The sequence below is a fragment of the Pseudomonas sp. B6(2017) genome (genome assembly GCF_002112765.1).
In the GTDB taxonomy this organism is placed as follows: domain Bacteria; phylum Pseudomonadota; class Gammaproteobacteria; order Pseudomonadales; family Pseudomonadaceae; genus Aquipseudomonas; species Aquipseudomonas piscis.
This window is the reverse complement of sequence record NZ_NEIQ01000011.1, coordinates 159,960-181,787: the sequence shown is the minus strand read 5'-3', so window position 1 is coordinate 181,787 and position 21,828 is coordinate 159,960. Positions and strand designations below refer to the sequence as shown.

Below are 21,828 nucleotides of genomic sequence, written 5' to 3'. Positions count from 1 at the left end.
CTGAACATGGCCGCGCAACCCATCGTGCACCTGATCCACAGCGGCGGTTTCTACGGTGCCGAACGCATGTTGCTCGATCACTGCCTGGTCACCCCCGGGCAGCACCGGGTGGTGTTCCTCGACGCCCCGCCGGCGCTGTTGCAGCGCTTCACCGAAGCCGGCGTGACCTGCCACAACTGTCGCGGCCTCAAGTCCTTGCTGGCGCACCTGCGCCAGCAACCCGGGCTGCTCAACGCACACAATTTCAAGGCCCAGGTGTTCGCCTGGATCTGTGCCCGGCGCCTGCGCTTGCCATTGGTCCTGACCCAGCATGGCTTCACGCCCAGGAGCCTGAAGCAGAAGCTCTATACCTGGACCAGCCTGCGCCTGTGCCGCAGCCGCCAGGTACGTCGCGTGGCCTGCGTCGCCCAGAGCATCGCCCGCCTGCACCTGGCGGCCGGGGTGGCGCCAGACAAGCTGCAAGTGATTGCCAACGGCCTGCCGCAGCCGCTCCCGCCCCGCACGACCAACTACGAGGGACCGCCCTCGGGCGAGCCCCAGGTGCGCCGGGACGAAATGGAGCCCCTGGTGGGTTTCGTCGGCCGCCTGAGCGAGGAAAAGGGCCCGGATCTATTCCTCGACGCCCTGGTCGCCCTGTGCCGGCAACGCCCGCAGCTCAAGGCGGTACTGCTGGGTGACGGCGAGCAGAACCAGGCCCTGCGCCAGCGCATCGACGCCGAAGGCCTGTCGCTGCGCATCCTGTTGCCGGGTTACCAGCAAGACATGCAGCCCTGGCTGCGACGCCTCAATGTCCTGGTGATCAGCTCGCGCACCGAAGGCACGCCGATGATCCTGCTCGAAGCCATGCAAGCCGGCACGCCAGTCGCCGCGTTCGCCGTGGGCGGTATTCCCGATGTCCTGCAGCACCGGCACAACGGCCTCTTGGCCAACCCCCTGGACAGTGCCGAACTGGCCCGGTGCATCGGCGAGCTGCTGGACGATCCGGCCCTGGCGCAGACCCTGGCCGAGGCCGCACGCGCTACCCAGCGCGAGCATTACCACCTGCCGACCCTGGCCCGTAGCTGGGACGAGCTGTATCGCCTGGCCAGGGAGGCCGACCCAGCATGATCGCCGCCCCTGTTCTCGGCCTGTTCCTGGGCCTGGCCGCCCTGGCCCTGCTGGCCAGCCCCTGGCCATTCCTGGCCCCCCTGGTGGTGGTCGGCCTCGCGGGCCTGGCCGTGCTCTATCGGCGTCCGGGCTGGGGCCTGCTGGGCATCTGCGCCCTGGTGCCGTTCGAAGGCCTGTTCAAGGACAGCGCCTTTTCCGGGGCCAAGCTGCTGGGCGCCTCGCTGATCCTGATCATGCTGTTCAAGTTGCTGTTGCGGCACATTCCCGATACCCGCCTGGGCAGCAATCTATGGCGAGCCCTGGGCCCCTTCCTGCTGTGCCTGCTGTTGAGCCTCATGTACAGCGAGAACCTGGCCGTGTCCCTGGACAGCCTGCGGGAGCTGGCGGTGGGCCTGGTGCTGTTCTTCGTCACCTTGCTGATCGCCCGGGAGACCAACCTGCTGATGCTCTGCCGCTTGCTGGCGGTGAGCGTGGCCATCACTTGCGTGATCGCGCTGGTCTCGGCCAAGTACCAGGTGGGAGGCCGGGCCATCGGCCTGCTGCAAGACGCCAACTACTTCGCCCTGCTGATCGCCATGGCCGTGCCGCCGGCGATCCTCCTGGCCCTGCGCGCGCCCTGGTGGCCGCTACGGCTGTTCTGGATCGCCATCGGCCTGACCCTCATGGCCGGCATGACCAAGACCGACTCGCGCTCCGGATTGCTGGTGGTGCTGTTCACCATCGCCATCGGTGCCTGGCACTACCGCGACCGGCTCAAGGGCCTGCGACCCAAGCACCTGGGCTTCGCCATGTTCGCCGTGGCGATCTTCGTGCCCCTGGGCATCGCCGCCTTGCCAGCGGACTACGTGGCGCGGATCAAGTCCCTGAGCATGCTCAAGTCCGGTGCCCATGCCGAGGACACCTCCCTGGGCCGGCGCACCTCCTACCTGGTCGTGGGCGGGCAGATGATCCGCGACAACCCGCTGCTGGGTTCGGGCCTGGGCACCTTCCCCGTGCACTATGCGCAGACCGGCTTCGCCAGCGGCTTCTCGGAGAACCTCAACGAGCCCGACCTGTATCGCCGGGCGCACAACACCTACCTGGAACTGTTCAGCGAGCTGGGGATTCCCGCGGGCCTGAGCTTCGTCGCGCTGATGCTCATGGGCCTGCGCAACTTCGCGCGCGCGCGCCAGGCATTCCTCGCCGGGGGCGCCCGGGAACAGGCCGACATCGCCACCCACCTGGGCCTGAGCCTGTTGGCGCTGGCGGTGTTCCTGCTGTTTCTCAGTGCACCGAACCACAAGTACCTCTGGATCTTCCTCGCCCTGTCCAGCGTGCTGCGCCGTCAAGCCGAGGACAGCCGATGAGCGGCTACCGCGGGCCTGAGCGCCGCAGGTCCCCGGGCAGCGGCGTTCGCCAAGCTCGCCGGCAAGGCGAGCGCGACTTCAACCCAATCCGGCCAAGGGAGGCAAAGATGCACAGGATCAGCGTGATCGTGCCCATGTACAACGAGGCCCGGCACATAGGCCGGACCCTGGACAGCGTGCTGCGCGCGGCCCGGGTGGCGGGTGTCGACTGCGAACTGATCGTGGTCGACAACGGCTCCATCGACCAGGGCCCGCAACAGGCTCGCGAGATGGGCGCCCGGGTACTGCTGTGCCCGGGCCTGAACATCGGCGCCCTGCGCAACCGCGGGGCCGCGGTCGCCAGCGGCGACAGCCTGGCATTCCTCGATGCCGACATCGAGGTGCCCGAGGATTGGCTGCAACTCTGGCAACTGGCCCAGGGACAACGAAGCGCCGAGGTCTTCGCCCTGGATTGCGCCGCCCCCAGCAGCGCGCCGTGGTTCGCCCGGGCCTGGCAGCGACGCAGCCTGGCCGCCGGGACCCAGGCCCGCCTGCTGCACTGGATGCCCACCCCCAACCTGTGCCTGGAGCGGGCGTGGTTCGAGCGCGTCGGCGGTTTCGACGAGCAACTGCGCACCGGTGAGGACAAGGACTTCGGCCTGCGCCTGCACGCCGCCGGCGCCCGGCAACTGAGCCTGCCCCGGCCCCAGGTGCTGCATTGGGGCTTCGAGGGCAGCTGGCGCGAATGGGCTGCCAAGGAGCGCTGGCGCCAGGGCAGCCATGTGCAATTGCTCAAGGCTGGCGGAGCAAGCCCGCGCCTGCTGCGCTTCCCCCTGCTGTGCCTGGCTTGCGCGCTGCTCAGCCTGCTGGCGCTGGGCGCCCTGCTCCTGGGCCGGGCCGACAGCGCCCTGCTGTACCTGGCTGCGGGCGCGCTGGCGCCGCTGGTTCTGGCCCTGCGCCAGGGCCTGCGCCAGCGCGATCCGCTGTTCGTCCTGCAGCTCTGGTTGCTGCACTGGGTTCGCCTGCATCTGGGGGCCCTGGCCCTGGTGCAGGGTCTGTTCAACCGTTTTGTCGTGAGGCCCGACCGTGGCTAAGACTCTTTTCTGGCTCTGCCTGTTGCTGCCCATCTACGCCTGGATCGGCTACCCGCTGCTGCTGGCCCTGCTCAGCCGCTTCGTGCGGCCAAGGCCTGAGCTGTCCGGCCAGCCACTTTCGGTCAGCGTGATCATCGCCGCCCACAACGAAGGCCCGCACATCGAGCACAAGCTGCGTACCCTGCTGCTCCAGGACTACCCGGCTCCCGACTTGCAGATCATCCTCGCCAGCGATGGCTCCAGCGACGATACCGTAGCCATTGCCCTGGCCGTGCGCGACCCGCGGATCGTGGTCCTGGACCTGCCCCGGGTGGGCAAGGCCGGGGCCCTGAACGCCGCCGTGGAGTTGGCCCGCAACGACATCCTGGTGTTCACCGACGCCGACAACCAATGGTCCACCGACACCCTGGGCAAGCTCCTGGCGCCCCTGGGCGATCCGCAGGTCGGTGCGTGCGGCGGACACATGATCATCCCCCGGCCCGGGCATAACCTGAGCCTGGGCGACAGCCTGTACCGCCACTATGAGGCCTGGGTACGCCAGGCGGAGAACCGCACCGGCTGCATGGTATCCGCCGATGGCGCGTTGCTGGCCCTGCGCCGGGAGCTGTTCCAGAGCATTCCGGCCGAGGTCAACGATGACTTCTTCATCAGCACCTGCGCCCCGGTCGCGGGCAAGCGCATCGTCTATGTGGAAGAAGCCCAGGTCCTGGACCAGGGCGTGGACGAGGCCGGCAAGCAATACCGCCGGCGCCTGCGAGTCACGGTGGGCGGCCTGCAGAGCCTGGCTCAGCGTCGGCAACTGATGAATCCCTGGCGCCATGGTGCCTATGCCATCGCCCTGATCAGCCACAAGCTGATCCGCCGCCTGGCTCCGGTCCTGTTGCTGCCGCTGCTGCTGGCCAACTTGCTGCTGTGGAATGCCGGGGTCTTCTACAGCCTGTGCCTCATCGCCCAGCTGCTGGGCTATGGCGCCGGCGTGCTGGGTCTTCTGGACCGCAGCGGATGCTTGCCCAAGGTGTTTCGCCTGGCCGGTTTCGTCCTGGTGACCCTGGCCGGCATGAGCATGGGCCTCTGGCAATTTCTCCGCGGGCAGCGCTATGCCCTGTGGAACCCACAACAGAATCGCTGACATGACCTTCAAACTAGTCCTCAAGCGCCTGCTGGGCAGCGCCTACCTGCACAGTGCCGGGCGTTCGCGCCTGGGCGAGGCCGGGGCGGTGCTGATGCTGCACCGGGTACTGGTCGACTCCAGCGCCGCGGCCAAGCCCCATCGCGCGCCCCTGTGCGTCGGCCAGACCCAGTTCGAACAGTTGCTGCGCTGGCTGCGCCGGCATTTCGACTGCGTGCCGCTGCAGCAACTGCTGGAATTGCCTGGTGGCGACCGGCCGCGTGTGGCGCTGACCTTCGACGATGGTTGGCGCGACAACGCCGAGGTGGCCTACCCGGTCCTGGAGCGTTACGAGGTGCCGGCCAGTATTTTCCTGTCCACCGACTTCATCGGCAGCCCGCAGGGCTTCTGGTGGGAGTCGATCGGCGAAACCCTGTGGCGACAGGCCGGCGCCGCAGCTTGCCAGCCATTGCTGGAGCGCCTGCGCGCCCTGCAACTGACGCCACCGCTGGAGCTGCTGCAGGCTGGCGACAGCGATGCCCGCAGTCGCCTGCTCGGCGGCTATCTGCAGCGCCTCAAGCGACTGCCTGCGACCACCCTGCAGCAACTGGCCGACACCTGCCCGGCAGGCGCCGCGCCGCACGCCATGGACTGGACCCAGGTCAAGCACCTGGAACGCTCGGGACTGGTATCCTTCGGCCCCCATGGCGCCAGCCACGGCATCCTCACCCAGCTTGAAGACGCGGCCCTGCGCACCGACCTGCAACGCTCCCATGACACCCTGCGCAAACGCTGCCAGGCGCCCCTGCAAGTCTATTGCTACCCCAATGGCGACCACGACCCCCGGGTGCGGGCCGCCGTATCCGCGCTGGGCTATCGCTATGGCCTGGGCACCCGGCCCGGCCTGATCGAGGCCAGTGGCAACGCCTGGCTGGCTCTGCCGCGCATCGACGTCAGCCATGCCAGCGCCGCCCACCCCGGGCTCCTGGCCTGGCGCCTGTGGCAGGGAGCCCGGGCATGAAGCGCGGCGGCTATCTCTGGCACCTGGCCCTGAGCATGGGCACCCGCTTGGCGATGATCGGCCTGCGCCTGCTGCGCAATGTGCTGCTGGCGCGTCTCCTGGGTCCGGCGGACCGCGGCCTGTTCGCCCTGCTCAGCACCCTGCCGGACCTGATCGCCGCGCTCACCAGCGGCGGTCTCAACACTGCGGTGGGCTACGAGGCGGCACGCCAGCGGCCCATGGGCCTGTTGCTGACCCAGGTACTGGTCTATGGCTGCCTGCTGGCCAGCCTGCTGACCCTGGCGGGCCTGGCGCTGATCAATACCCTGGGCAGCCAGTGGGAACTGAGCCTGCAACTGGGCGACCTGGCCTGGCTGTTGTTGCTGGCGGTGCCGCTCACGGTGCTCAAGAGCGGACTGCTGACCCTGCACAACGCCGACGGCCGGGTCGAAGCCTTCAATGCCCTGCGGCTGCTGGAGTCCCTGGTGCCGCTGCTGCTGTTCGTCGGCCTGTGGTGGATCTGGCGCGAGCAACCGCTGGCCGCGGCGCTGGGCGGCTGGCTGGGCGGTACGCTGCTGGTGGTCGTGGTGGGCTGGTGCTGGCTGCGGCGCTGGCACGATATGCGCCTGCGCTGGCAGACCGGACAGCAGCGCGAACTGTTGCGCTACAGCGCCCAGAGTCACCCCGGCGTGCTGGCCCAGCAATTGATGCTGCGCTCGGACTACCTGTTCATCGGCGCCCTGCTCGATCCGGCGGCCCTGGGCTGGTATGCCATGGCCAGTGCCGCTGCCGAGCTGCTGTTGATCATTCCCGAGGGGGTGACCACTCCCCTGATGAAACGCCTGCTGCAACAAGGCAGCGGCATCGAGCAACTGACCGCCCTGGCTCTGCGCCTGACCGCCACGGTCATGCTGCTGGCCTGCCTGGGCATGGCGTTGATCGGCCAATGGTTGATCTTGACCTTGTTCGGCGCCGCCTATGCCCCGGCCTACAGCGCCCTCTTGGCATTGCTGCCGGGCCTGTTCGGCCTGTGCTACGCCAGCATCTTGCGCCTGGACCTGCTGGGCAAGCAGCGCCCCGGCGCCCTGTCGCTGCTGATGGGCGGCGGCGCCCTGTTGAACCTGGCGCTCAACGCGCTGCTGATTCCACGGCTGGGCATCGTCGGTGCCGGCCTGGCCTCGTCCATCGCCTACCTGGCGGTGAGCCTGGTGATGCTCGGCCTGTACTGCCGCCTGAGCGGCGTGGCCTGGTATCGCACCCTGATTCTGCTGCCTGCGGACGTGACTTACGTACGCCAGCTACTGCGCCCCAAGGAAAAGGCCTGATGAAACCCCGTTCCCTGATTGTCCTGCTGCTACTCACGGCGCCCGCCCTGCAGGCGGCCCCCATGCAATGGGGCGATATCCGCGATGGCAGCCTGTACCTGCAGGCCAGCGTCACCGATACCCTGCACCTGCGCTGGAGCCCGGCCTGGCAAAGCGACGCCAACCAGGAACAGCTGTACCTGGTCGGTCCCGATGGCCAGCTGCGCCAACAAGTGGATATCCCGGCCGACCAGGCCTACGGCCAGGACAGCATCCTGCTGCCCGCCGCCAGCGGCGACTACCGGCTGCAAGTGCCCGGCTACAGCTTCCGCAACTTCAGGATCGGCCATGACAGCGCCACCCAGGCCCAGTTCGAACCCACCAAGGTGCATTTCAGCGCCGACGTGCCCGACGGCACCGAGCTGTACTTTCGCGTTGCCGCCGGTGAACGAGCGGTGCTCGCAGGCAAGTACCACGGTGGTGTGAGTGTGTTGCAAGCGGTGCGCCTGAGCGACGGGGCGAAGGTCCGGCTGGGGCTCGAGACCCACGATCAATACCCGCAATTCGACCAGGCCGAACTGCCGCTGGCCGAGCGCGACGAAGTCTGGCGCCTGTCCATGGGCGGCTCCGGCAAGGTCGGCTTCTGGCTCGACGGCACCGCCAACCTGTTCGCCCAGGACCTGCGCCAACTGCACCCCTTGCAATGGACCCCGGGGCACGTGGAACTGAACCTGCACCCACAACTGGCCGGCCCCAGCCCGCACCTGGGCGTGGCCCTGCCCTACGCGCAACCGCCGCAGTCGACCTTCGAGCTGCTGCGAGCCCTGGGCCCCCGGGCCGCCAACTTCTACAGCTTCGTCGACGTGATCAAGGCCGAGCCCGAGCGGGAAATCGCCTTTCGCAGGCTCTACCGCGAGACCTTTGGCGTGGACCGCGATATCACCCTGCTGGCGGGGACCGGGCGCAGGCCGGTACTGGAAGCCAGCCCGCAAACCCTGGCCGGCCTCGATGCCTGGCTGGACGACAGCACGCGGTTGGGCAAGCAGGGCCTGCATTACCTGGCGTTCGCCGATGAACCCAACCTCAACTATCCGAGCTACGCCGCCTTCGCTGCCTATTTCAGCCAGATGCTGGAACGCGCCAAGGCCCATCCCGAGGCCCGGGCCGCCGGGGTACGCATCGCCATGCCGGTGAGCTCGCGCCTGCTGGACGGACCGTTCCGGGTCGGCGCCGGCCAGCGCCGGGGGATCGACTGGGCACGCAAGCTGCTGGCCGAGCATGGTCCGGACATCGACGCCCTGGCCTGGCACGAATGGATGGTGCGCGACCTGCTGGCCACCCGCCGCTACCGCGCCAGCGTGCGCGCCGCCGCCGACCTGGTGGGCCTGGACGACCAGGGCCGGCCACGCAAGGCATTGCTGCTGAGCCAGACCAATATTTCCAGCGGCCCGGACCTCAGCCCCTACCAGCAAGACACGCATTACGCCGGCCTGTGGTGGGCCTCGGTGGTGTTCAACGCGTCCCAGGATGGTTTGCTGGACATGCTCAACTGGTTCCAGGCCGCCGACGAGCCGGAGTATCCCAAGGGCATGCTGGCCCAGCACGGCGCCCGGCACTTTCGCCTCAAGCCAGTGGCCCTGGCCCAGCAGTTCCTCCAGCAGCATTGGCTGCCCCAGGTGCAAGTCCTGGACAACCCGGCCTTCGAGGTCGATGCCCTGGCCCTGCGCGACGGCCCGCGCCATAACCTGCTGGGCGTGGCCAAGACTGCGCGCCGGCAGACCATCGAGGTCTCCATGCCAACCCACCACTGCCCGCCGGAACCGCAACTGACCTTGCTGGGCGCCGATGGCCAGGCCCGCCCCGCCAGCGTGCAGTGCGATTCGCAGCGGCTGGTGTTCCAGCTGCCCGGCGAGACCCTGTTTGCCTTGACCTGGAAAACCCTATGAGTCGCTTGACCGGCCTGTTGGCCAAGATCCGCCGCAAGGGCCTGCGCGGCAGCCTGCGAGTACTGCGCGAACGGTTCTTCTATTACCACTGGGAGCTGTTGACCCTGGAGCGCTCCCTGGCCCTGCCGGTGCCCTGTCCCATCGACCCCGCACGCTGGCCCCAGGTGCCCATCACCCGGGAGTTGCTGCCGGCCTTCGACAAGTACTTCAAGGCCCAGCTACCGGCCATTCGTGGCCTGCTGGACAAGGGCAGCCGGGGCAGCGCGCACCTGGATCACCAGGGCGACGTGATGATGATGGTGTGGATCAGCGAGCGCGATTACTACGACGACCAGTTGTACCGCTGCTGGATGCGCGTGCCACCGGGCTGTCTGTATCAGTTCGCCGGCGAATGCGCGCAGCCCTATCGGGGCTCGGGGGTGGTGATCCTTGCGCAGAAACTGCTCTGGGAGGAGTACCGCGAGCGCGGTTTCAAGAGCACCCGGGCCCTGGTCAACGTGCGCAACGAACCTGCGCTGAAGATGCACATGCGCCTGGGCTTCCAGGAGGTCGGCGAATCCCTGCATGTCTATTGCCTGTTGCGGTGCCTGCACTTCCATCGCCGCCGCCCCTATCACCAGACCCGCTTGCACCAGCTGCGACGCGGGCGCCTGCTGGATCAGCAAGCCGGCACGAAGATCGACCAGGAGCGGCCATGAACATGCGCTGGCAATGGTGCAGCGACCTCTCGGCGACGCAGTTCCCCGAGGCTGCCTATGAGCAATTGCGCGCCGCCACCGAGCAGGCCACGCCGTTCAATCGCCTGGGCTGGCTGCGCGGTGCGGCCCACGCGCTGGCCCCAGGCCAGGCATTGCAGGTCCTGCTGGGTTGGCAGGAGCAGCGCTTGGTGCTGTGCCTGCCATTGGTGGCCGGCCGCGAAACCCGTGGGGGGCTGCCGCTGCGCGTGGTGCGCCACCTTGGACATCCGCTGAGCGATCGCCTGGCCTTGCTGGTGGCCGACAGCGCCCGGCACGCCATGCCCGAGGCACTGCGGCAAATCCGTCGGCGCCTGCCCCATGACCTGTTGCAACTGCATGAACTGGTGGCGGCCGACGAGCTGTTGGCACCCTGGCGCCAGGCCAGCAGCTACGCCGAGCAAACGCTGACTTGCCGGGTACCGGAGCACCTGATTGTGCCCGCCGATGCCGAGGAAGCCAGTGGCACCTTGCGCTACGAATTGCGCCGGGCCAGCAAGCGCTGTGCGCAGATTGATGCACGGATCATCCGCGTGGCGCCCAGGGCCGAGGGGGTCGACGAAATCCTGCAGAGGCTGTGCGAGGTCGAGCAGGCCAGCTGGAAAGGCACCGACGGCCTGGGGATCTTCTCCGGTGGGCCACGTCGGCAATGGATGTTCAGCGCCTTGCGCCAGCTGGCCGCCGAGGATTGCGTGCGGATCGTGCTGCTGGAGCACCAGGGGCGTTGCATCAGCTATCGCCTGGGCCTGCTGGAACGCGGCCGCCTGTACGACTACAACATCGCCTTCCTGGCCGACTACGCCAACCTGGGCAGCGGCCGCTTGCTGCTGGACGAATGGATCCGCTGGGGGCTGGAGGATGGCTGGCAATGGGTGGACGCCTCCCGGGTCAGTCTCAGCCGCTCCAGCCACCAGTTGCACGAACGCCTGAGCGGCCTGGTGGAACAGCAGCGCTGGAGCTTCTACAGCTGGCGTGCCCTGGGCCTGCTGGCGGGCCTGGGCGAACGCCTCTGGCAACGACTCAAACCTCATCTCAGGGCCTGGCGCGAACGACGCCAGGCCGCCGCCACAGCGAAGGTGCGCCCATGAAGGACTCACAGGCCAACGCGCCACGAGTGATAGTCAACGCCGACGACTTCGGCCTCGACCCGGACTACAACCAGCTGACCCTGCGAGCCTTCAAGAGCGGCGTGATCAGCTCCGCCACCTTGATGGCCAACATGCCGGCCTTCGAAGATGCCTGCCAACTGGCCCACCGGCATGAGCTGCTGGGGCGCATCGGCCTGCACTTCAACCTGACCTACGGCCCGGCCCTGAGCGCGGCGATCCGCCGACAACCGCTGTTCTGCGACGCCCAGGGCCAGTTCGACCTGAACCTGCCGCGCTCGACCCTGCGCCTGCCGCAGCCGGCGGCCGCCGCGGTGCTGCAAGAGCTTGAAGCACAGTGGGAGCGCTGTCTCGCCCAGGGGCTGCGGCCCAGCCATATCGACTCCCACCAGCACGTGCACAACCTGTGGCCGGTGGCGGCGATCGTCGCCCGCTTCGCCGCCCGGCAAGGGGTGCCGGTACGCCTGGCACGCAATGTCGGGAGCAATATCGGGCTGGTCAAATGGCTGTTCAAGACCGCCCTGAACCGGCGCATCCGCTGGTTGTCCGGCGCCAGTGCAGACTCGGTGTGCACCCCCAGGGACCTGCTGGAAGGCTTGCGCCCCGGGGGAGTGATCGAGGTGGTGGCGCACCCGACGCAATTGGCCGATGGCGATTTCGGCGACGACTACCTGCCGGCGCAACAATCGTTGGAGCGACTGCTGGCCCGGGCCTTGCCCGGATACCGGCGGGTCGCCTACAGCGAACTCTAGGAGGAGCGGTGATGGCCTGCGCAGAAGGGATGGTTTTCCCGGGCTGCGCGGCGGGCTAACCTTGGCGCCCTTTTTCCTGGTGCAAGGAATCGCCATGTCCTGGTCGTTTCGTGGTCTGTGCAGCCTGACCGCCCTGATCTGCCTGTTGCTGGCCCTGGCCTGGGGGCTTGCCCCAGGACTGCTGCTGACCCTCTGGGGCCTGGACTACAACCCGGTCGCGGGATTCGTCGCACGGCGCAACGCCCTGCTGTTCCTGGCGCTGGCGGTGATCTTCCATCAGTTTCGCGACGTGGGCCACAGCCCTGCCCGCCAGGCCCTGGGCAATGGCATGGCGATCGGCTGTTTCGCCCTTGCCGGGCTGGGGACCCTGGAGTGGCTCAATGGCAATGCCGGGGCGGGCATCTTCCTGGCGGTGGGTACGGAATTGCTGCTGGGCCTGGGGTTCGTCCAGGCCCGCAGGCTTACTTGAACGAGCGCGGTAGCGAGCGGCCCGAAGGACTCAATAATGCGCCCGCCTCAGCGGTACACCATGCCCGGAACCTTGGGCCAGGTCATGGCGCAGCCCGGCGATCAGCTCGTTGATTTCGCGACAGCCGTTGAGCTGCGCGGCGTCGATACCGGTGACCAGCAGGTCGACGCGATCGGGCTCATGTTCGCCGAACACCTTTACCGTCATCGACAGCTCGGGGCTCAGGGTGCATTGGCAGCGCTTGGGCAGGAAGCTGCTTTCGATGATGTTGCGCAGCTCCAGGGCAGATAGAAACATGGCGACTCTCTCCGTTGTTCGAGGCGGCCAATCGGCAGGCAGGCTGCCTGCGGGCGACGTCCGTGTTCGAGGGTTCCAGGCCCGATCCCGATTGTCCTTGTAGACGGGGCCAAGCTACAGACTATGCGGCTTTGCCGAGTCTGTTAAATTCGATTTGGCTCTGAGCAACGGCTTTTTCGGCCCGACTCGATGCACTTCCCCAACCGTCACCAGGAGCGGCGCCTTGATTACCTGCCACGTCAAATATGTGATCGATCCCTATCAACTGGCCGAGTTCGAAGCCTATGCCAAAGCCTGGATCGGCGTGGTGCAGCGCCTGGGCGGCAGCCACCATGGCTACTTCCTGCCCAGCGAGGGCGCCAGCAACATCGCCTATTGCCTGTTCAGTTTTCCCTCCCTGGCGCACTACGAGGCTTACCGCCAGGAAGCTCTTGGCGATCCGCAAAGCGTGGCGCTGGTGGCCTCGGTAATGGAGAAGAAATTCATCCTCAGCTACGAGCGCAGCTTCCTGCGCCCCCTGCTGTCCTGAACCCAGGCTGCGCCCGGCTCAGGCCGGCTGCGGCTGGTTGCACAGGGCGGCACGCTCGGCCACGTGGCGCAGGCTGTCGAAATTGATATTGGCCCCCGAGTCGATGGCCACCAGGGTCTGGCCACGCACGCCGGTCATGGCCACGTACTGCTTGATCCCGGCCACCGCCAGGGCTCCTGAAGGCTCGGTGATCGAGCGTGTGTCGTCGTAGATATCCTTGATGGCGGCGCAGAGCTGGTCATTGCTGACGCTGATCACCTGGTCCACGTGCCGCCGACAGATTTCATAGCCATGTTCGCCGACCTGGGCCACCGCGACCCCGTCGGCGAAGGTGCCGACCGAGGCCAGGGTCACCCGTTCCCCGGCGGCCAGTGACTGCTGCAGGCAGTTGGAGTGCTCGGACTCGACCCCGACGATGCGGATTTCCGGCCGCAGGTATTTCACATAGGCGGCGATCCCGGCGATCAGCCCGCCGCCGCCCACCGGGACGAAGATCGCATCCAGCGGCCCCTGTTGCTGGCGCAGGATCTCCATGGCCACCGTGCCTTGCCCGGCGATCACATGGGGATCGTCGAACGGCGGCACGAAGGTGCGCCCGCTGCGCTCGGCCAGCTCCAGGGCATGGGCCAGGGCGAAGGGAAAGCTCGGGCCGTGCAGCAGCGCGTCACCGCCACGGCTGCGCACCCCCAGGACCTTGAGCTCTGGGGTAGTCTCGGGCATGACGATGGTGGCCTGGATCCCCAGCTCCCGCGCCGCCAGGGCCACGCCCTGGGCATGATTGCCGGCAGAGGCGGTGATTACCCCGCGCTGCTTCTGCTCGCTGCTCAATTGCGCGAGGCGGTTGTAGGCGCCGCGAATCTTGAAGGAAAAGGTCGGTTGCAGGTCCTCGCGCTTGAGCAGGACCTGGTTGCCCAGGTGCAGGGACAACGCCGGCGCCGCCTGCAATGGCGTGCAGATGGCCAGGTCATAGACCGGCGCGGCAAGAATCATCTTCACATAGCGCTCCAGCAGGGCCATGTCGGCACTCGGAGTGGGCGTTGGGCTGCGGCGGCTCATGATGGATCTCCTGGCGGTGTACGAAGCCCGGGAGACAGAGAGAAAAAACCCGCCTCCAGGGCGGGTTGGGTGCAGTCGTCAGCAAGCCCGCCAATGAGTAATGGCGGTAATAATGCTTGGCTGGGAACGAACGGCGGAAAAAGTCATGGACGGAAAATTAGCGAAATAATCGCCCCGTCGCAAGCACCCGGCAAAACAATCGCAACGGCCACTTGAGGCGAAATATACGAAACATATATGATCCGTATATTTCCCACAGAGAACCTACCGCGACATGGGTATCGTCAAGATCTCCGATGACCTGCACGAACAGATCCGCGTGGCCAGCGCCGCCATGGATCGCTCGATCAACGCCCAGGCCGAGTTCTGGATGAAGATCGGCCTGCTGGCCGAACTCAATCCGCACCTGGCCTACAACGAGCTGATCAACAAGCTCTTGTTGAACAAACCCGACCTGCTCAGGGGCCGCGCATGACCCAGGCCCTGATCAAGACCGCCGATCAACTGGCACTGATGCGTGAGTCCGGGCGCCTGCTGGCACAGGTGTTCACCTACCTCGACGGTTTCGTCGGCCCGGGCCTGTCGACCCTGGAGCTGGACGCTGCCGTGGAGCACTTCATCCGCCACGAGCTCAGGGCCCGCCCCGCCAGCAAGGGCCAGTACAACTATCCCTACTGCATCAACACCTCGATCAACGAGGTGGTGTGCCATGGCATGCCCCATTCCGAGGCCGTGCTCAAGGATGGCGACATCGTCAATATCGATATCACCCTGGAGAAGAACGGCTACATCGCCGACTCCAGCAAGATGTACCTGATCGGCAATGTCGGTCCACGGGCCCGGCACCTGGTGGATACCACCTTCCAGGCCATGTGGAACGCCATCCGCCTGGTACGACCCGGCGCCCGGCTCGGCGATATCGGCCATGCGATCCAGAGTCATGCCCAGGCCAACGGCTACAGCGTGGTCCGTGAGTATTGCGGCCACGGCATCGGCCGGCAGATGCATGAGGAACCGCAGGTCTTGCACTTCGGCCGGGCCGGCACCGGGCTGGAACTGCGCGAGGGCATGACCTTCACCATCGAGCCGATGCTCAACCAGGGCAGCGCCCGGGTTCGCGGTCTCAAGGATGGCTGGACCGTGGTCACCCGCGACCACGGCCTCTCCGCCCAATGGGAACACACCGTGGCGGTGACCCGAGACGGCTTCGAAGTGCTGACCCTGCAACCGCAATAGGCCTCAGCCAGCCTGTTCGCGGCGGCCCCCCAGCCGCCGCAACCCCAGGGCCATGCCAACCGCGGCCAGCAGCATCGCCAGCAACAGCAGCGAATAGGACAGCCACCAGGGAGTGCCAGCGGTCATCATGCTGAACTCGGACATGCCGCCGATGCTGGCGATCAGGTTCAGCGGCAGGAACACCACGTTGATCAGGGTCAGCTTGCGCAACAGCTGGTTGCTGCTGTTGTTCATCAGGTTGCCCCGGGCATCCATCAATCCGGCGAACACCGTGGAATAGATCTCCGCCTGTTTGTAGCACTGGTCGTTCTCGATGATCAGGTCGTCGATTCGGCCAATGGCCTGGCCGCAGAAGCGTTCCTTGGCGGCGTGGTTGCGCAAGCGGGTCAGCACCGCGCCATTGCTGCGCAGGGCATTGAGGTAGTGGATCAGGCTTTCGCTGAGGTTGAACATCTGCAACAGGTGGCGATTCTCCAGGGTCTGGTTGAATTTCTGTTGCAGCTCGCGGGCCACCGCCTTGATCACCTTCAAGTGCCCCAGGTAGTGATGGATGTTGTTGAGCAGCAGGTCCAGCAGCACATCCTGGGGCGTGTGCAGGTCGTGCCTGGCGCCCAGGCCGTGCAGCGGCGTGTCGTCTGCGGCGATCACCAGCAATCGCTCCGGGGCGAACAGCAAGCCACAGGAAGACACCTCGAAAGACAGGCTGCCAGCAGCGGAATAGTTCTCCGGGCGTTTCCAGATCAGGAACAGATAGTCGGGGTGAAACTCGATGCGCGAGACTTCGTCCGGGTCCAGCGCCGAGGCCAAGGCATGGGCATCGAGCTTGAACGCGCTGTGCAGCAGATCGCGCTCGGCCAGGTCCGGATCGCTGAACAGCATGACCTGGGCCTCGAGGCCAGGCACCGGGCACAGGCCACCATGGCTCAGTCGATAGCTCTGGATCATCGCAACCTCACCAGGCCTGGCCACGCCGCTTGAGTTCGAGGCGGCGGACGAACTCCTCCAGCACCAGGCAATACAGGTCGTCCTGCAGGTAGGCATCCTCGATGCCGGCGTCGAGATTGGGGTTGTCGTTGACTTCGATCACCACCACCTTGTCGCCGGCCTGCTTGAGGTCGACCCCGTAGAGGCCGTCGCCAATCAGGTTGGCGGTCTTGACCGCCAGCTCCACCACGGCCCGTGGCGCCTCGTGGATCGCCAGGGTCCGGCATTCGCCGTTGATGTCCTTGCCCTTGGCCTTGTGGTTGTAGATCTGCCAATGGCCCTTGGACATGAAGTACTGGCAGGCGAAGATCGGTTTGCGGTTGAGTACACCGATGCGCCAGTCGTACTCGGTGTAGAAGAACTCCTGGGCCAGCAACAGGACCGAATGCTCGAACAGCTCGGCGGTGGCTTCCAGCAGCGCCTGCTGGCTCTCGACCTTGATCACCCCCCGGGAGAAACACCCGTCGGGAATCTTCAGCACCAGCGGAAAGCCCAGGCGCTCGCCCACCCGCTCGAAGTCCTGCGGTCGCTCCTTGTACAGGATCTCGGTAGCCGGCATTCCCAGTTGATGGCCCTTGAGCAGGTCGCTGAGGTAGACCTTGTTGGTGCAGCGCAGGATCGAAGCCGGATCGTCCATCACCACCAGCCCCTCGCTCTCGGCCTTCTTGGCGAAGCGATAGGTATGGTTGTCGACACTGGTGGTTTCACGGATCAACAAGGCGTCGTATTCGGCCAGGCGCGTGTAGTCCTTCTTCTCGATCAGCTCCACATCGATCCCCAGCCCCTTGCCGACGCGAATGAAATTCTCCAGCGCCCGAGCATTGGAAGGCGGCAAGGCTTCCTGGGGATCATGGAGGATCGCCAGGTCATAACGGGCCAGGCGCCGGGAGCGCGGAACACGCCAGACCTTGCGACTGAAACTGTCCAGGGAGTTGGCGAACTGATCTTCCTGGTCTTCTCGCAACTTATGCAGGGCGCCGCACTTCACACCCTCGATATGCCAGCTGTTAGTTCGCTTGAAGTCAACTAACAAGATTGGACATGGAAACAACTCGAATATCTGCCGGGCCAACTCCTGCAAGGGCTCTATATGGGTCCGGCCGAAATACAGAGTCAGGGTAAAGCCTTCGGTATCGCTGTAGAGATGATGGCTCAAGGCCTTTTCCAGGGTCTTGTCCAGATCGTCGAGCGCCAGGCCGTAGAGGGCTTTGCGAGTCAGTTCGCTGATGGTCCGAACCGAGGGGATGACCCGGTGGCCACGGGCCTCGGCCAGGAGCGAGCAGTAGTAGCCATGCCCCAGGTACTTGTAGCTGCGGCACAGGTTGATGACCTGGACCCGCTTGCCCGGGGCGCTTTCGCAGCTGTGCTCCAGGTACTCCTGGGCGGTGAGGATATCTTCACTGGGGAAATACGAGGCCCAGTCTTCCTTGCGCTCGACAATGATGATGACCTGGCTGGAAACTTTATCGATTGCCGACAAATAACTTTTCGAAGTGATTGCCGCCGGCAAACTTTGCCCGGATACTTCTGGCCAATGATTTTGTACCGCTGACATAAAGTTCGATCTCGCTGAAGAAACCTGACCCTTTCTATTAAGCACGAACTTTTTTTGAAGTCTCGTTTCATTACGCAACTTTTACGGCGGTCATATGGATCTTGTCTTTCGCACTGCAACCCCCGACGACCTGGCGGCCCTGGTGGAGCTGGAACAGCAATGTTTCACCAGCGATCGCCTGACCCCGCGCAGCTTCCAATGGATGATCAGCCGCGCCCACGGGCAGTTGCTGGTGGCCCAGCACCAGGAGCGGTTGCTGGGTTACGCCCTGGTGCTGTTTCACCGCGGCACCTCCCTGGCGCGCCTGTACTCCATCGCCATCGCTGCCGATGCCCGGGGGCTGGGCCTGGGCAAGCGCCTGCTGCAACGCATCGAGGACTGCGCCCTGGCCCACGACTGCGCCTACCTGCGCCTGGAGGTGCGCAGCGACAATCCCACGGCCATCGCCCTCTACGAACGCCACGGCTATCGACGCTTCGCCAGGCTCCACGACTACTACGAGGACCATGCCGACGCCCTGCGCCTGGAAAAACGCATCCGCGAGCATCGTGAGACCCGCAGTATCCGTGTGCCCTACTACCAGCAGACCACCGACTTCACCTGCGGCCCGGCCTGCCTCCTGATGGCCATGGCCGCGTTGCAACCGAGCCGACTGCTGGAGCGCCGGGAGGAGCTGCAGATCTGGCGCGAGGCGACCACGGTCTTCATGACCGCCGGCCACGGTGGCTGCAGCCCCCAGGGTCTGGCCTTGGCGGCCTGGCGCCGGGGCTTTGGCGTACGCTTGCAGGTCAACAGCGCCGGGCCGCTGTTCCTCAACGGCGTACGCGACGAGCATAAAAAAGACGTCATGCGCCTGGTCCACGACGAGTTCTGCAAGGCATTGGATGCCAGCGACGTACAGCAGGTGCTCGGCGGACCGCTGGAGCTGCCGCGCCTGCTGGACGACGGCGGCCAGCCATTGGTGCTGATCAGCAGCTATCGACTGACCCGCTCCAAGGCGCCCCATTGGGTGATGGTCACCGACTGCGACCAGGACTTCGTCTACCTGCACGACCCCGATGTCGACCATAGCCAGCATCGCCAGGCTATGGATTGCCAGCATCTGCCGCTGAGCCACCGGGAGTTCGACCAGATGTGCAGCTTCGGCAGCAGCAAGCTGCGGGCCGCCGTGGTCCTCTATTCACGCCAGCCCGCGCAAGGTGCCTGAGGCTTACTCCAGGCCGAGTCGGTACAGGGCGCCCTGGTCTTCGTCGGTGAGGACGTACAGATAACCGTCGGGCCCCTGGCGCACGTCGCGGATACGCGCCTTGAGCTCGCCCAGCAAACGTTCTTCATGCACGACGCGATCGCCATCGAACTGCAGGCGGATCAGTTGCTGGCTGCTCAGGGCACCGATGAAGGCGCTGTGTTGCCAGGGCTTGAAGCGATCAGCGGCGTAGAACGCCAAGCCACTGATGCCCGGCGACTTTTCCCAGACATGCTGCGGCGCCACCGTGCCCGGAGCAGTCTGCCCGCCAGATTCGGGGATCGGCTGGCCTGAATAGTCGATGCCATGGGTCGCCAGGGGCCAGCCATAGTTCTTGCCCCGCTCGATGATGTTCAGCTCGTCACCGCCTTTGGGGCCATGCTCGCCTTCCCACAGCGTCCCGCTCCAGGGGTTGAGCGCTGCCCCCTGGGGATTACGTTGGCCGTAGCTCCAGATTTCCGGACGCACACCGGCCTGGCCAACGAAGGGATTGTCCTCTGGGACCCGGCCATCGGCGTACAGGCGCACGACCTTGCCCTGGAGCTTGTCCAGGTCCTGGGCGGTGGGCCGCACGTTGTTCTCTCCCAAGGTAATGAACAGATAACCGTCGCGATCGAACACCAGCCGCGAGCCGAAATGGTTGCCGGTGGAAAGCTTCGGTTCCTGGCGGAAGATCACCTGGAAGTCCTTGAGCCCACTGCCATCCTCGGCCAGTCGGCCACGGCCCACTGCGGTGCCGGCAGTATCGCCCTGGCCGCCACCTTCGGCGTAAGACAGGTAGACCAGGCGGTCCTGGGCAAAATCCGGCGACAACGCCACATCCAGCAAGCCGCCCTGGCCTTGGGCCCACACCTTCGGTACGCCACTCAAGGGCGCCGAGAGCTTGCCGTCGGGGCTCACCAGGCGCAGGTTGCCCGGCCGTTCGGTGACCAGCATGCCCTGGCCATCCGGCAGGAACGCCAGGGCCCAGGGATGGTCCAGGCCTTGCACCACCGGGGCCAGGCTCAAGGTGCCGAGCTCACTGGCGAATCTCTGCTTGTCGACGGCCAGGGCCGGTATGGCGCTAGCCAGCAGGACGCTGGTGCACAGGGTGGTGAACAGGCTTCTACGCAACATACTGGGTTCCTTGTACGGATCGAGGGGCTTCCCTGGTGGCCGCTGGTACAGCGCCCCCTGGCAAGGCCGTGGGCTTCTCAGCGCCGGTTGCCGTTGGCGTCGTAGCTGGGGGCTGGCAAGCGTGGATCGGGGTTGGGCCGTTGTACCCCACCACGAGGATAGCCGTTGCCGATCCCGCCGTTCTCCAGGGTGGGGGCTGGGCTCGAGGGCACAGTCCCGGGGCCGCGCACTGGCGGGTTGGCGGGCTGGGTGCCTTGCATGCTGTTGGGATTGGCCCGACGAATCGGGTTGCTGTAGGGATCGTTATTGCCGCTGTTGGGCAGGTTCTGCGCCAGTTGCCAGGTGCCCACCACCTGGCCGGATGGCTCCGGGGCGGCCCAGGCGGTACCGGCGGCCCAGGCCAGGACAAGGAATGCGGCAAGGCCGCGAGCCGGACTGTTCATGACGGATCTCCTCGGGAGCGAAGGTATCGGATTCGATTCCACGCTACGCCCGGGGTTCGGCTTTGTTAATCAAATAATCTTGAGGGAGATGTAACGCCCGGTGTCCACGGGAGGATGCGGGCAGCGGGATTGGCGGGACTCTTCAGGGCCGGTGCAAGGCTGGCCACTGAAGAGTTCACAGGTAGCGGGGGTAATCAGATGTAGATGAACAGCAACAGCAGTGCGGCGAAGATCGCCCACTTTTCCAGGTAGTAGCGCGCGCGATTGCGTTTTTTCAGTTCTTTGCCCCGCAGGCGGATCTTGTACAGCCGGTTGAAGGCCCGGTTCAGGCCGCCAGTCTTGTCGCCTGCATCGTTGGGCGAGCCGGCCGCCGACATCACGGTGCGGCTGAACCAGCCATTGAACGCCGCGGCCCAGCGGTATTTCATCGGCCGCTCGACGTCGCAGAACAGGATGATGCGGTTTTGCTCGGTGGTGTTTTCCGCATAGTGGATATAAGTCTCGTCGAACATCACCGCTTCGCCATCGCGCCAGTGGTAGCGCTCGCCGTCGACCTCGATGTAGCAGCCTTCGCTATTGGGCGTGGACAGCCCCAGATGGTAGCGATAGGAACCGGCATAGGGATCGCGATGGCGAACCAGCTTCGAGCCTGGGGGCAGCTCGGCGAACATCGCGGCCTTGATCGAGCCGATGCTCTGTACCAGCTCGGTGGTACGCGGGCACAGCTTCATCGCCGAAGGATGGCTGTCGCCGTACCACTTGAGATAGAAACGCTTCCAGCCGGTCTTGAAGAACGAGTTGAAACCCACGTCGTTGTACTGGTCGGAGCGCTTGATCTCGCCGGCCTGCAGCAGGTTCTGCCCCTCGGCACGGATCTCTTCCCAGTGCTCCTTGAGCTTTTCCATTTCGGGGAAGTCCGCCGGGTCCAGGTACGGCCGGTTCGGATGCTTGGAGAACAGGTAGAGGAAGCAGTTGATCGGCGCCAGGAAGGTGGAGTGGTCACTGAGCTGGCGACCCAGTTTGTGGCGCACTCGCCCCCGCAGGTGTACGTATGCAATGGATAGAACGTATACAGCGGCAATGATGAGTTTCACGGAAATCGTCACACGTCAGAAGGGAACATGCTGCGCCTCCACAAACCCGCTGGGCCGGAGGCAAATGGCAGCGTCTGAATTGAAAAAGCGTGACTGGCGATACTCTCCGTCGCCAGTCCGGCTCTCGGCATCTGGCCGTCGGCAGGCATTTTAGCCACAGTTTGTAACCAAGGGTTAATCCAAATTTGTGAAAAGCTGCGGAGACTTTGTAGTCGCGCTGCGTTAATTGCGGCAGGTTTTGACGTAGCTCAACGGACAGCCGCTTTGCGTCCTGACGGCTCACGACTGCTGTGTGCGTGGCATGGGACAGCGTATGCTGCGCGCCAT

21 protein-coding genes and 1 pseudogene are annotated in these 21,828 nt (G+C 65.6%); 15 read left to right on the top strand and 7 right to left on the bottom strand.

The annotated features are described in order from the left end of the window. The first annotated feature begins 6 nt into the window (after positions 1 to 6). The 11 genes from CAG11_RS20065 to CAG11_RS20015 all read left to right on the top strand — a co-directional run bounded on the left by CAG11_RS20065 (position 7) and on the right by CAG11_RS20015 (position 11,945). Positions 7 to 1,107 carry a glycosyltransferase family 4 protein gene (locus CAG11_RS20065; protein WP_177409140.1) on the top strand — a complete coding sequence of 367 codons (1,101 nt, stop codon included), beginning with the start codon at positions 7 to 9 and terminating at the stop codon, positions 1,105 to 1,107. After that, complete coding sequence (locus CAG11_RS20060; protein ID WP_085597597.1) at positions 1,104 to 2,453, top strand: O-antigen ligase; 1,350 nt, start codon at positions 1,104 to 1,106, stop codon at positions 2,451 to 2,453. Before CAG11_RS20065 ends, CAG11_RS20060 begins: the two co-directional genes overlap by 4 nt. A gap of 107 nt (positions 2,454 to 2,560) precedes the next feature. After that, positions 2,561 to 3,526 carry a glycosyltransferase family 2 protein gene (locus CAG11_RS20055; protein WP_085597596.1) on the top strand — a complete coding sequence of 322 codons (966 nt, stop codon included), beginning with the start codon at positions 2,561 to 2,563 and terminating at the stop codon, positions 3,524 to 3,526. Beyond that, positions 3,519 to 4,655, top strand: coding sequence for a glycosyltransferase family 2 protein (locus CAG11_RS20050; RefSeq protein WP_085597595.1), 1,137 nt, complete (start codon positions 3,519 to 3,521; stop codon positions 4,653 to 4,655). The genes CAG11_RS20055 and CAG11_RS20050 overlap by 8 nt, the downstream gene beginning before the upstream one ends. Position 4,656: 1 nt before the next feature. Then, the gene (locus tag CAG11_RS20045; RefSeq protein WP_085597594.1) at positions 4,657 to 5,655 is read left to right on the top strand and encodes a polysaccharide deacetylase family protein; all 999 of its coding nucleotides are present in this window, start codon (positions 4,657 to 4,659) and stop codon (positions 5,653 to 5,655) included. Continuing rightward, complete coding sequence (locus CAG11_RS20040) at positions 5,652 to 6,959, top strand: lipopolysaccharide biosynthesis protein (RefSeq protein ID WP_085597593.1); 1,308 nt, start codon at positions 5,652 to 5,654, stop codon at positions 6,957 to 6,959. The genes CAG11_RS20045 and CAG11_RS20040 overlap by 4 nt, the downstream gene beginning before the upstream one ends. Further along, positions 6,959 to 8,884: a hypothetical protein gene (locus CAG11_RS20035; RefSeq protein ID WP_085597592.1), complete on the top strand. Its 1,926-nt coding sequence runs from the start codon at positions 6,959 to 6,961 to the stop codon at positions 8,882 to 8,884. The genes CAG11_RS20040 and CAG11_RS20035 overlap by 1 nt, the downstream gene beginning before the upstream one ends. After that, positions 8,881 to 9,582, top strand: a complete 702-nt coding sequence (locus CAG11_RS20030) for a GNAT family N-acetyltransferase (protein WP_085597591.1) — start codon at positions 8,881 to 8,883, stop codon at positions 9,580 to 9,582. The genes CAG11_RS20035 and CAG11_RS20030 overlap by 4 nt, the downstream gene beginning before the upstream one ends. Continuing rightward, complete coding sequence (locus CAG11_RS20025; RefSeq protein WP_085597590.1) at positions 9,579 to 10,706, top strand: GNAT family N-acetyltransferase; 1,128 nt, start codon at positions 9,579 to 9,581, stop codon at positions 10,704 to 10,706. The genes CAG11_RS20030 and CAG11_RS20025 overlap by 4 nt, the downstream gene beginning before the upstream one ends. Beyond that, a complete protein-coding gene (locus CAG11_RS20020; RefSeq protein ID WP_085597589.1) occupies positions 10,703 to 11,476 on the top strand; it encodes a carbohydrate deacetylase in 774 nt (257 codons plus the stop codon). The genes CAG11_RS20025 and CAG11_RS20020 overlap by 4 nt, the downstream gene beginning before the upstream one ends. A 94-nt stretch (positions 11,477 to 11,570) precedes the next feature. Then, positions 11,571 to 11,945 (top strand): hypothetical protein, encoded by a 375-nt coding sequence (locus CAG11_RS20015; protein ID WP_085597588.1) that lies wholly within the window; start codon positions 11,571 to 11,573, stop codon positions 11,943 to 11,945. 30 nt (positions 11,946 to 11,975) lie between these two features. Here CAG11_RS20015 and CAG11_RS20010 read toward each other — a convergent pair whose 3' ends face one another. Next, positions 11,976 to 12,242 carry a DUF1652 domain-containing protein gene (locus CAG11_RS20010; RefSeq protein WP_085597587.1) on the bottom strand — a complete coding sequence of 89 codons (267 nt, stop codon included), beginning with the start codon at positions 12,240 to 12,242 and terminating at the stop codon, positions 11,976 to 11,978. 223 nt (positions 12,243 to 12,465) lie between these two features. Between CAG11_RS20010 and CAG11_RS20005 the strand changes: the two genes are divergently transcribed. Then, a complete protein-coding gene (locus tag CAG11_RS20005; protein ID WP_085597586.1) occupies positions 12,466 to 12,771 on the top strand; it encodes an NIPSNAP family protein in 306 nt (101 codons plus the stop codon). 33 nt (positions 12,772 to 12,804) lie between these two features. Here the strand turns inward: CAG11_RS20005 and ilvA are convergent. Next, positions 12,805 to 13,827, bottom strand: a pseudogene (gene ilvA / locus CAG11_RS20000) (threonine ammonia-lyase, biosynthetic); the annotation flags it as partial. A 274-nt stretch (positions 13,828 to 14,101) separates the two neighbouring features. Here ilvA and CAG11_RS19995 point away from each other — a divergent pair. Continuing rightward, the gene (locus tag CAG11_RS19995; protein WP_085597584.1) at positions 14,102 to 14,302 is read left to right on the top strand and encodes a ParD-like family protein; all 201 of its coding nucleotides are present in this window, start codon (positions 14,102 to 14,104) and stop codon (positions 14,300 to 14,302) included. After that, positions 14,299 to 15,063, top strand: a complete 765-nt coding sequence (map, locus tag CAG11_RS19990; protein ID WP_085597583.1) for a type I methionyl aminopeptidase — start codon at positions 14,299 to 14,301, stop codon at positions 15,061 to 15,063. The genes CAG11_RS19995 and map overlap by 4 nt, the downstream gene beginning before the upstream one ends. Positions 15,064 to 15,066: 3 nt before the next feature. On the opposite strand, the gene CAG11_RS19985 is transcribed toward map, so the two are convergent. Both CAG11_RS19985 and CAG11_RS19980 read right to left on the bottom strand, forming a co-directional pair. After that, on the bottom strand, positions 15,067 to 16,008 hold the full coding sequence (locus CAG11_RS19985) for a magnesium transporter CorA family protein (protein ID WP_085597582.1): 942 nt from the start codon (positions 16,006 to 16,008) through the stop codon (positions 15,067 to 15,069). Positions 16,009 to 16,015: 7 nt separating this feature from the next. After that, positions 16,016 to 17,602, bottom strand: coding sequence for a RimK family protein (locus tag CAG11_RS19980; RefSeq protein WP_053130202.1), 1,587 nt, complete (start codon positions 17,600 to 17,602; stop codon positions 16,016 to 16,018). A gap of 94 nt (positions 17,603 to 17,696) precedes the next feature. Between CAG11_RS19980 and rimI the strand changes: the two genes are divergently transcribed. Further along, complete coding sequence (gene rimI / locus CAG11_RS19975; RefSeq protein WP_085597581.1) at positions 17,697 to 18,809, top strand: ribosomal protein S18-alanine N-acetyltransferase; 1,113 nt, start codon at positions 17,697 to 17,699, stop codon at positions 18,807 to 18,809. Positions 18,810 to 18,812: 3 nt separating this feature from the next. Here the strand turns inward: rimI and CAG11_RS19970 are convergent, their stop codons facing one another. The 3 genes from CAG11_RS19970 to lpxO all read right to left on the bottom strand — a co-directional run bounded on the left by CAG11_RS19970 (position 18,813) and on the right by lpxO (position 21,501). Beyond that, the gene (locus tag CAG11_RS19970; protein ID WP_085597580.1) at positions 18,813 to 19,964 is read right to left on the bottom strand and encodes a PQQ-dependent sugar dehydrogenase; all 1,152 of its coding nucleotides are present in this window, start codon (positions 19,962 to 19,964) and stop codon (positions 18,813 to 18,815) included. Positions 19,965 to 20,041: 77 nt separating this feature from the next. Continuing rightward, positions 20,042 to 20,407 (bottom strand): hypothetical protein, encoded by a 366-nt coding sequence (locus tag CAG11_RS19965; protein WP_085597579.1) that lies wholly within the window; start codon positions 20,405 to 20,407, stop codon positions 20,042 to 20,044. A 194-nt stretch (positions 20,408 to 20,601) separates the two neighbouring features. Further along, a complete protein-coding gene (gene lpxO / locus CAG11_RS19960) occupies positions 20,602 to 21,501 on the bottom strand; it encodes a lipid A hydroxylase LpxO (protein ID WP_031319899.1) in 900 nt (299 codons plus the stop codon). Positions 21,502 to 21,828: the final 327 nt, after the last annotated feature.

Excerpts from the sequence above, each read along its gene's own strand:
- CAG11_RS20065 (WP_177409140.1), top strand. The coding sequence starts at position 7 with ATGGCCGCGCAACCCATCGTGCACCTGATCCACAGCGGCGGTTTCTAC.
- CAG11_RS20060 (WP_085597597.1), top strand. The coding sequence starts at position 1,104 with ATGATCGCCGCCCCTGTTCTCGGCCTGTTCCTGGGCCTGGCCGCCCTG.
- CAG11_RS20055 (WP_085597596.1), top strand. The coding sequence starts at position 2,561 with ATGCACAGGATCAGCGTGATCGTGCCCATGTACAACGAGGCCCGGCAC.
- CAG11_RS20045 (WP_085597594.1), top strand. The coding sequence starts at position 4,657 with ATGACCTTCAAACTAGTCCTCAAGCGCCTGCTGGGCAGCGCCTACCTG.
- CAG11_RS20040 (WP_085597593.1), top strand. The coding sequence starts at position 5,652 with ATGAAGCGCGGCGGCTATCTCTGGCACCTGGCCCTGAGCATGGGCACC.
- CAG11_RS20035 (WP_085597592.1), top strand. The coding sequence starts at position 6,959 with ATGAAACCCCGTTCCCTGATTGTCCTGCTGCTACTCACGGCGCCCGCC.
- CAG11_RS20030 (WP_085597591.1), top strand. The coding sequence starts at position 8,881 with ATGAGTCGCTTGACCGGCCTGTTGGCCAAGATCCGCCGCAAGGGCCTG.
- CAG11_RS20025 (WP_085597590.1), top strand. The coding sequence starts at position 9,579 with ATGAACATGCGCTGGCAATGGTGCAGCGACCTCTCGGCGACGCAGTTC.
- CAG11_RS20020 (WP_085597589.1), top strand. The coding sequence starts at position 10,703 with ATGAAGGACTCACAGGCCAACGCGCCACGAGTGATAGTCAACGCCGAC.
- CAG11_RS20015 (WP_085597588.1), top strand. The coding sequence starts at position 11,571 with ATGTCCTGGTCGTTTCGTGGTCTGTGCAGCCTGACCGCCCTGATCTGC.
- CAG11_RS20010 (WP_085597587.1), bottom strand. The coding sequence starts at position 12,242 with ATGTTTCTATCTGCCCTGGAGCTGCGCAACATCATCGAAAGCAGCTTC.
- CAG11_RS19995 (WP_085597584.1), top strand. The coding sequence starts at position 14,102 with ATGGGTATCGTCAAGATCTCCGATGACCTGCACGAACAGATCCGCGTG.
- map (WP_085597583.1), top strand. The coding sequence starts at position 14,299 with ATGACCCAGGCCCTGATCAAGACCGCCGATCAACTGGCACTGATGCGT.
- CAG11_RS19985 (WP_085597582.1), bottom strand. The coding sequence starts at position 16,008 with ATGATCCAGAGCTATCGACTGAGCCATGGTGGCCTGTGCCCGGTGCCT.
- CAG11_RS19980 (WP_053130202.1), bottom strand. The coding sequence starts at position 17,602 with ATGTCAGCGGTACAAAATCATTGGCCAGAAGTATCCGGGCAAAGTTTG.
- rimI (WP_085597581.1), top strand. The coding sequence starts at position 17,697 with ATGGATCTTGTCTTTCGCACTGCAACCCCCGACGACCTGGCGGCCCTG.
- CAG11_RS19970 (WP_085597580.1), bottom strand. The coding sequence starts at position 19,964 with ATGTTGCGTAGAAGCCTGTTCACCACCCTGTGCACCAGCGTCCTGCTG.
- CAG11_RS19965 (WP_085597579.1), bottom strand. The coding sequence starts at position 20,407 with ATGAACAGTCCGGCTCGCGGCCTTGCCGCATTCCTTGTCCTGGCCTGG.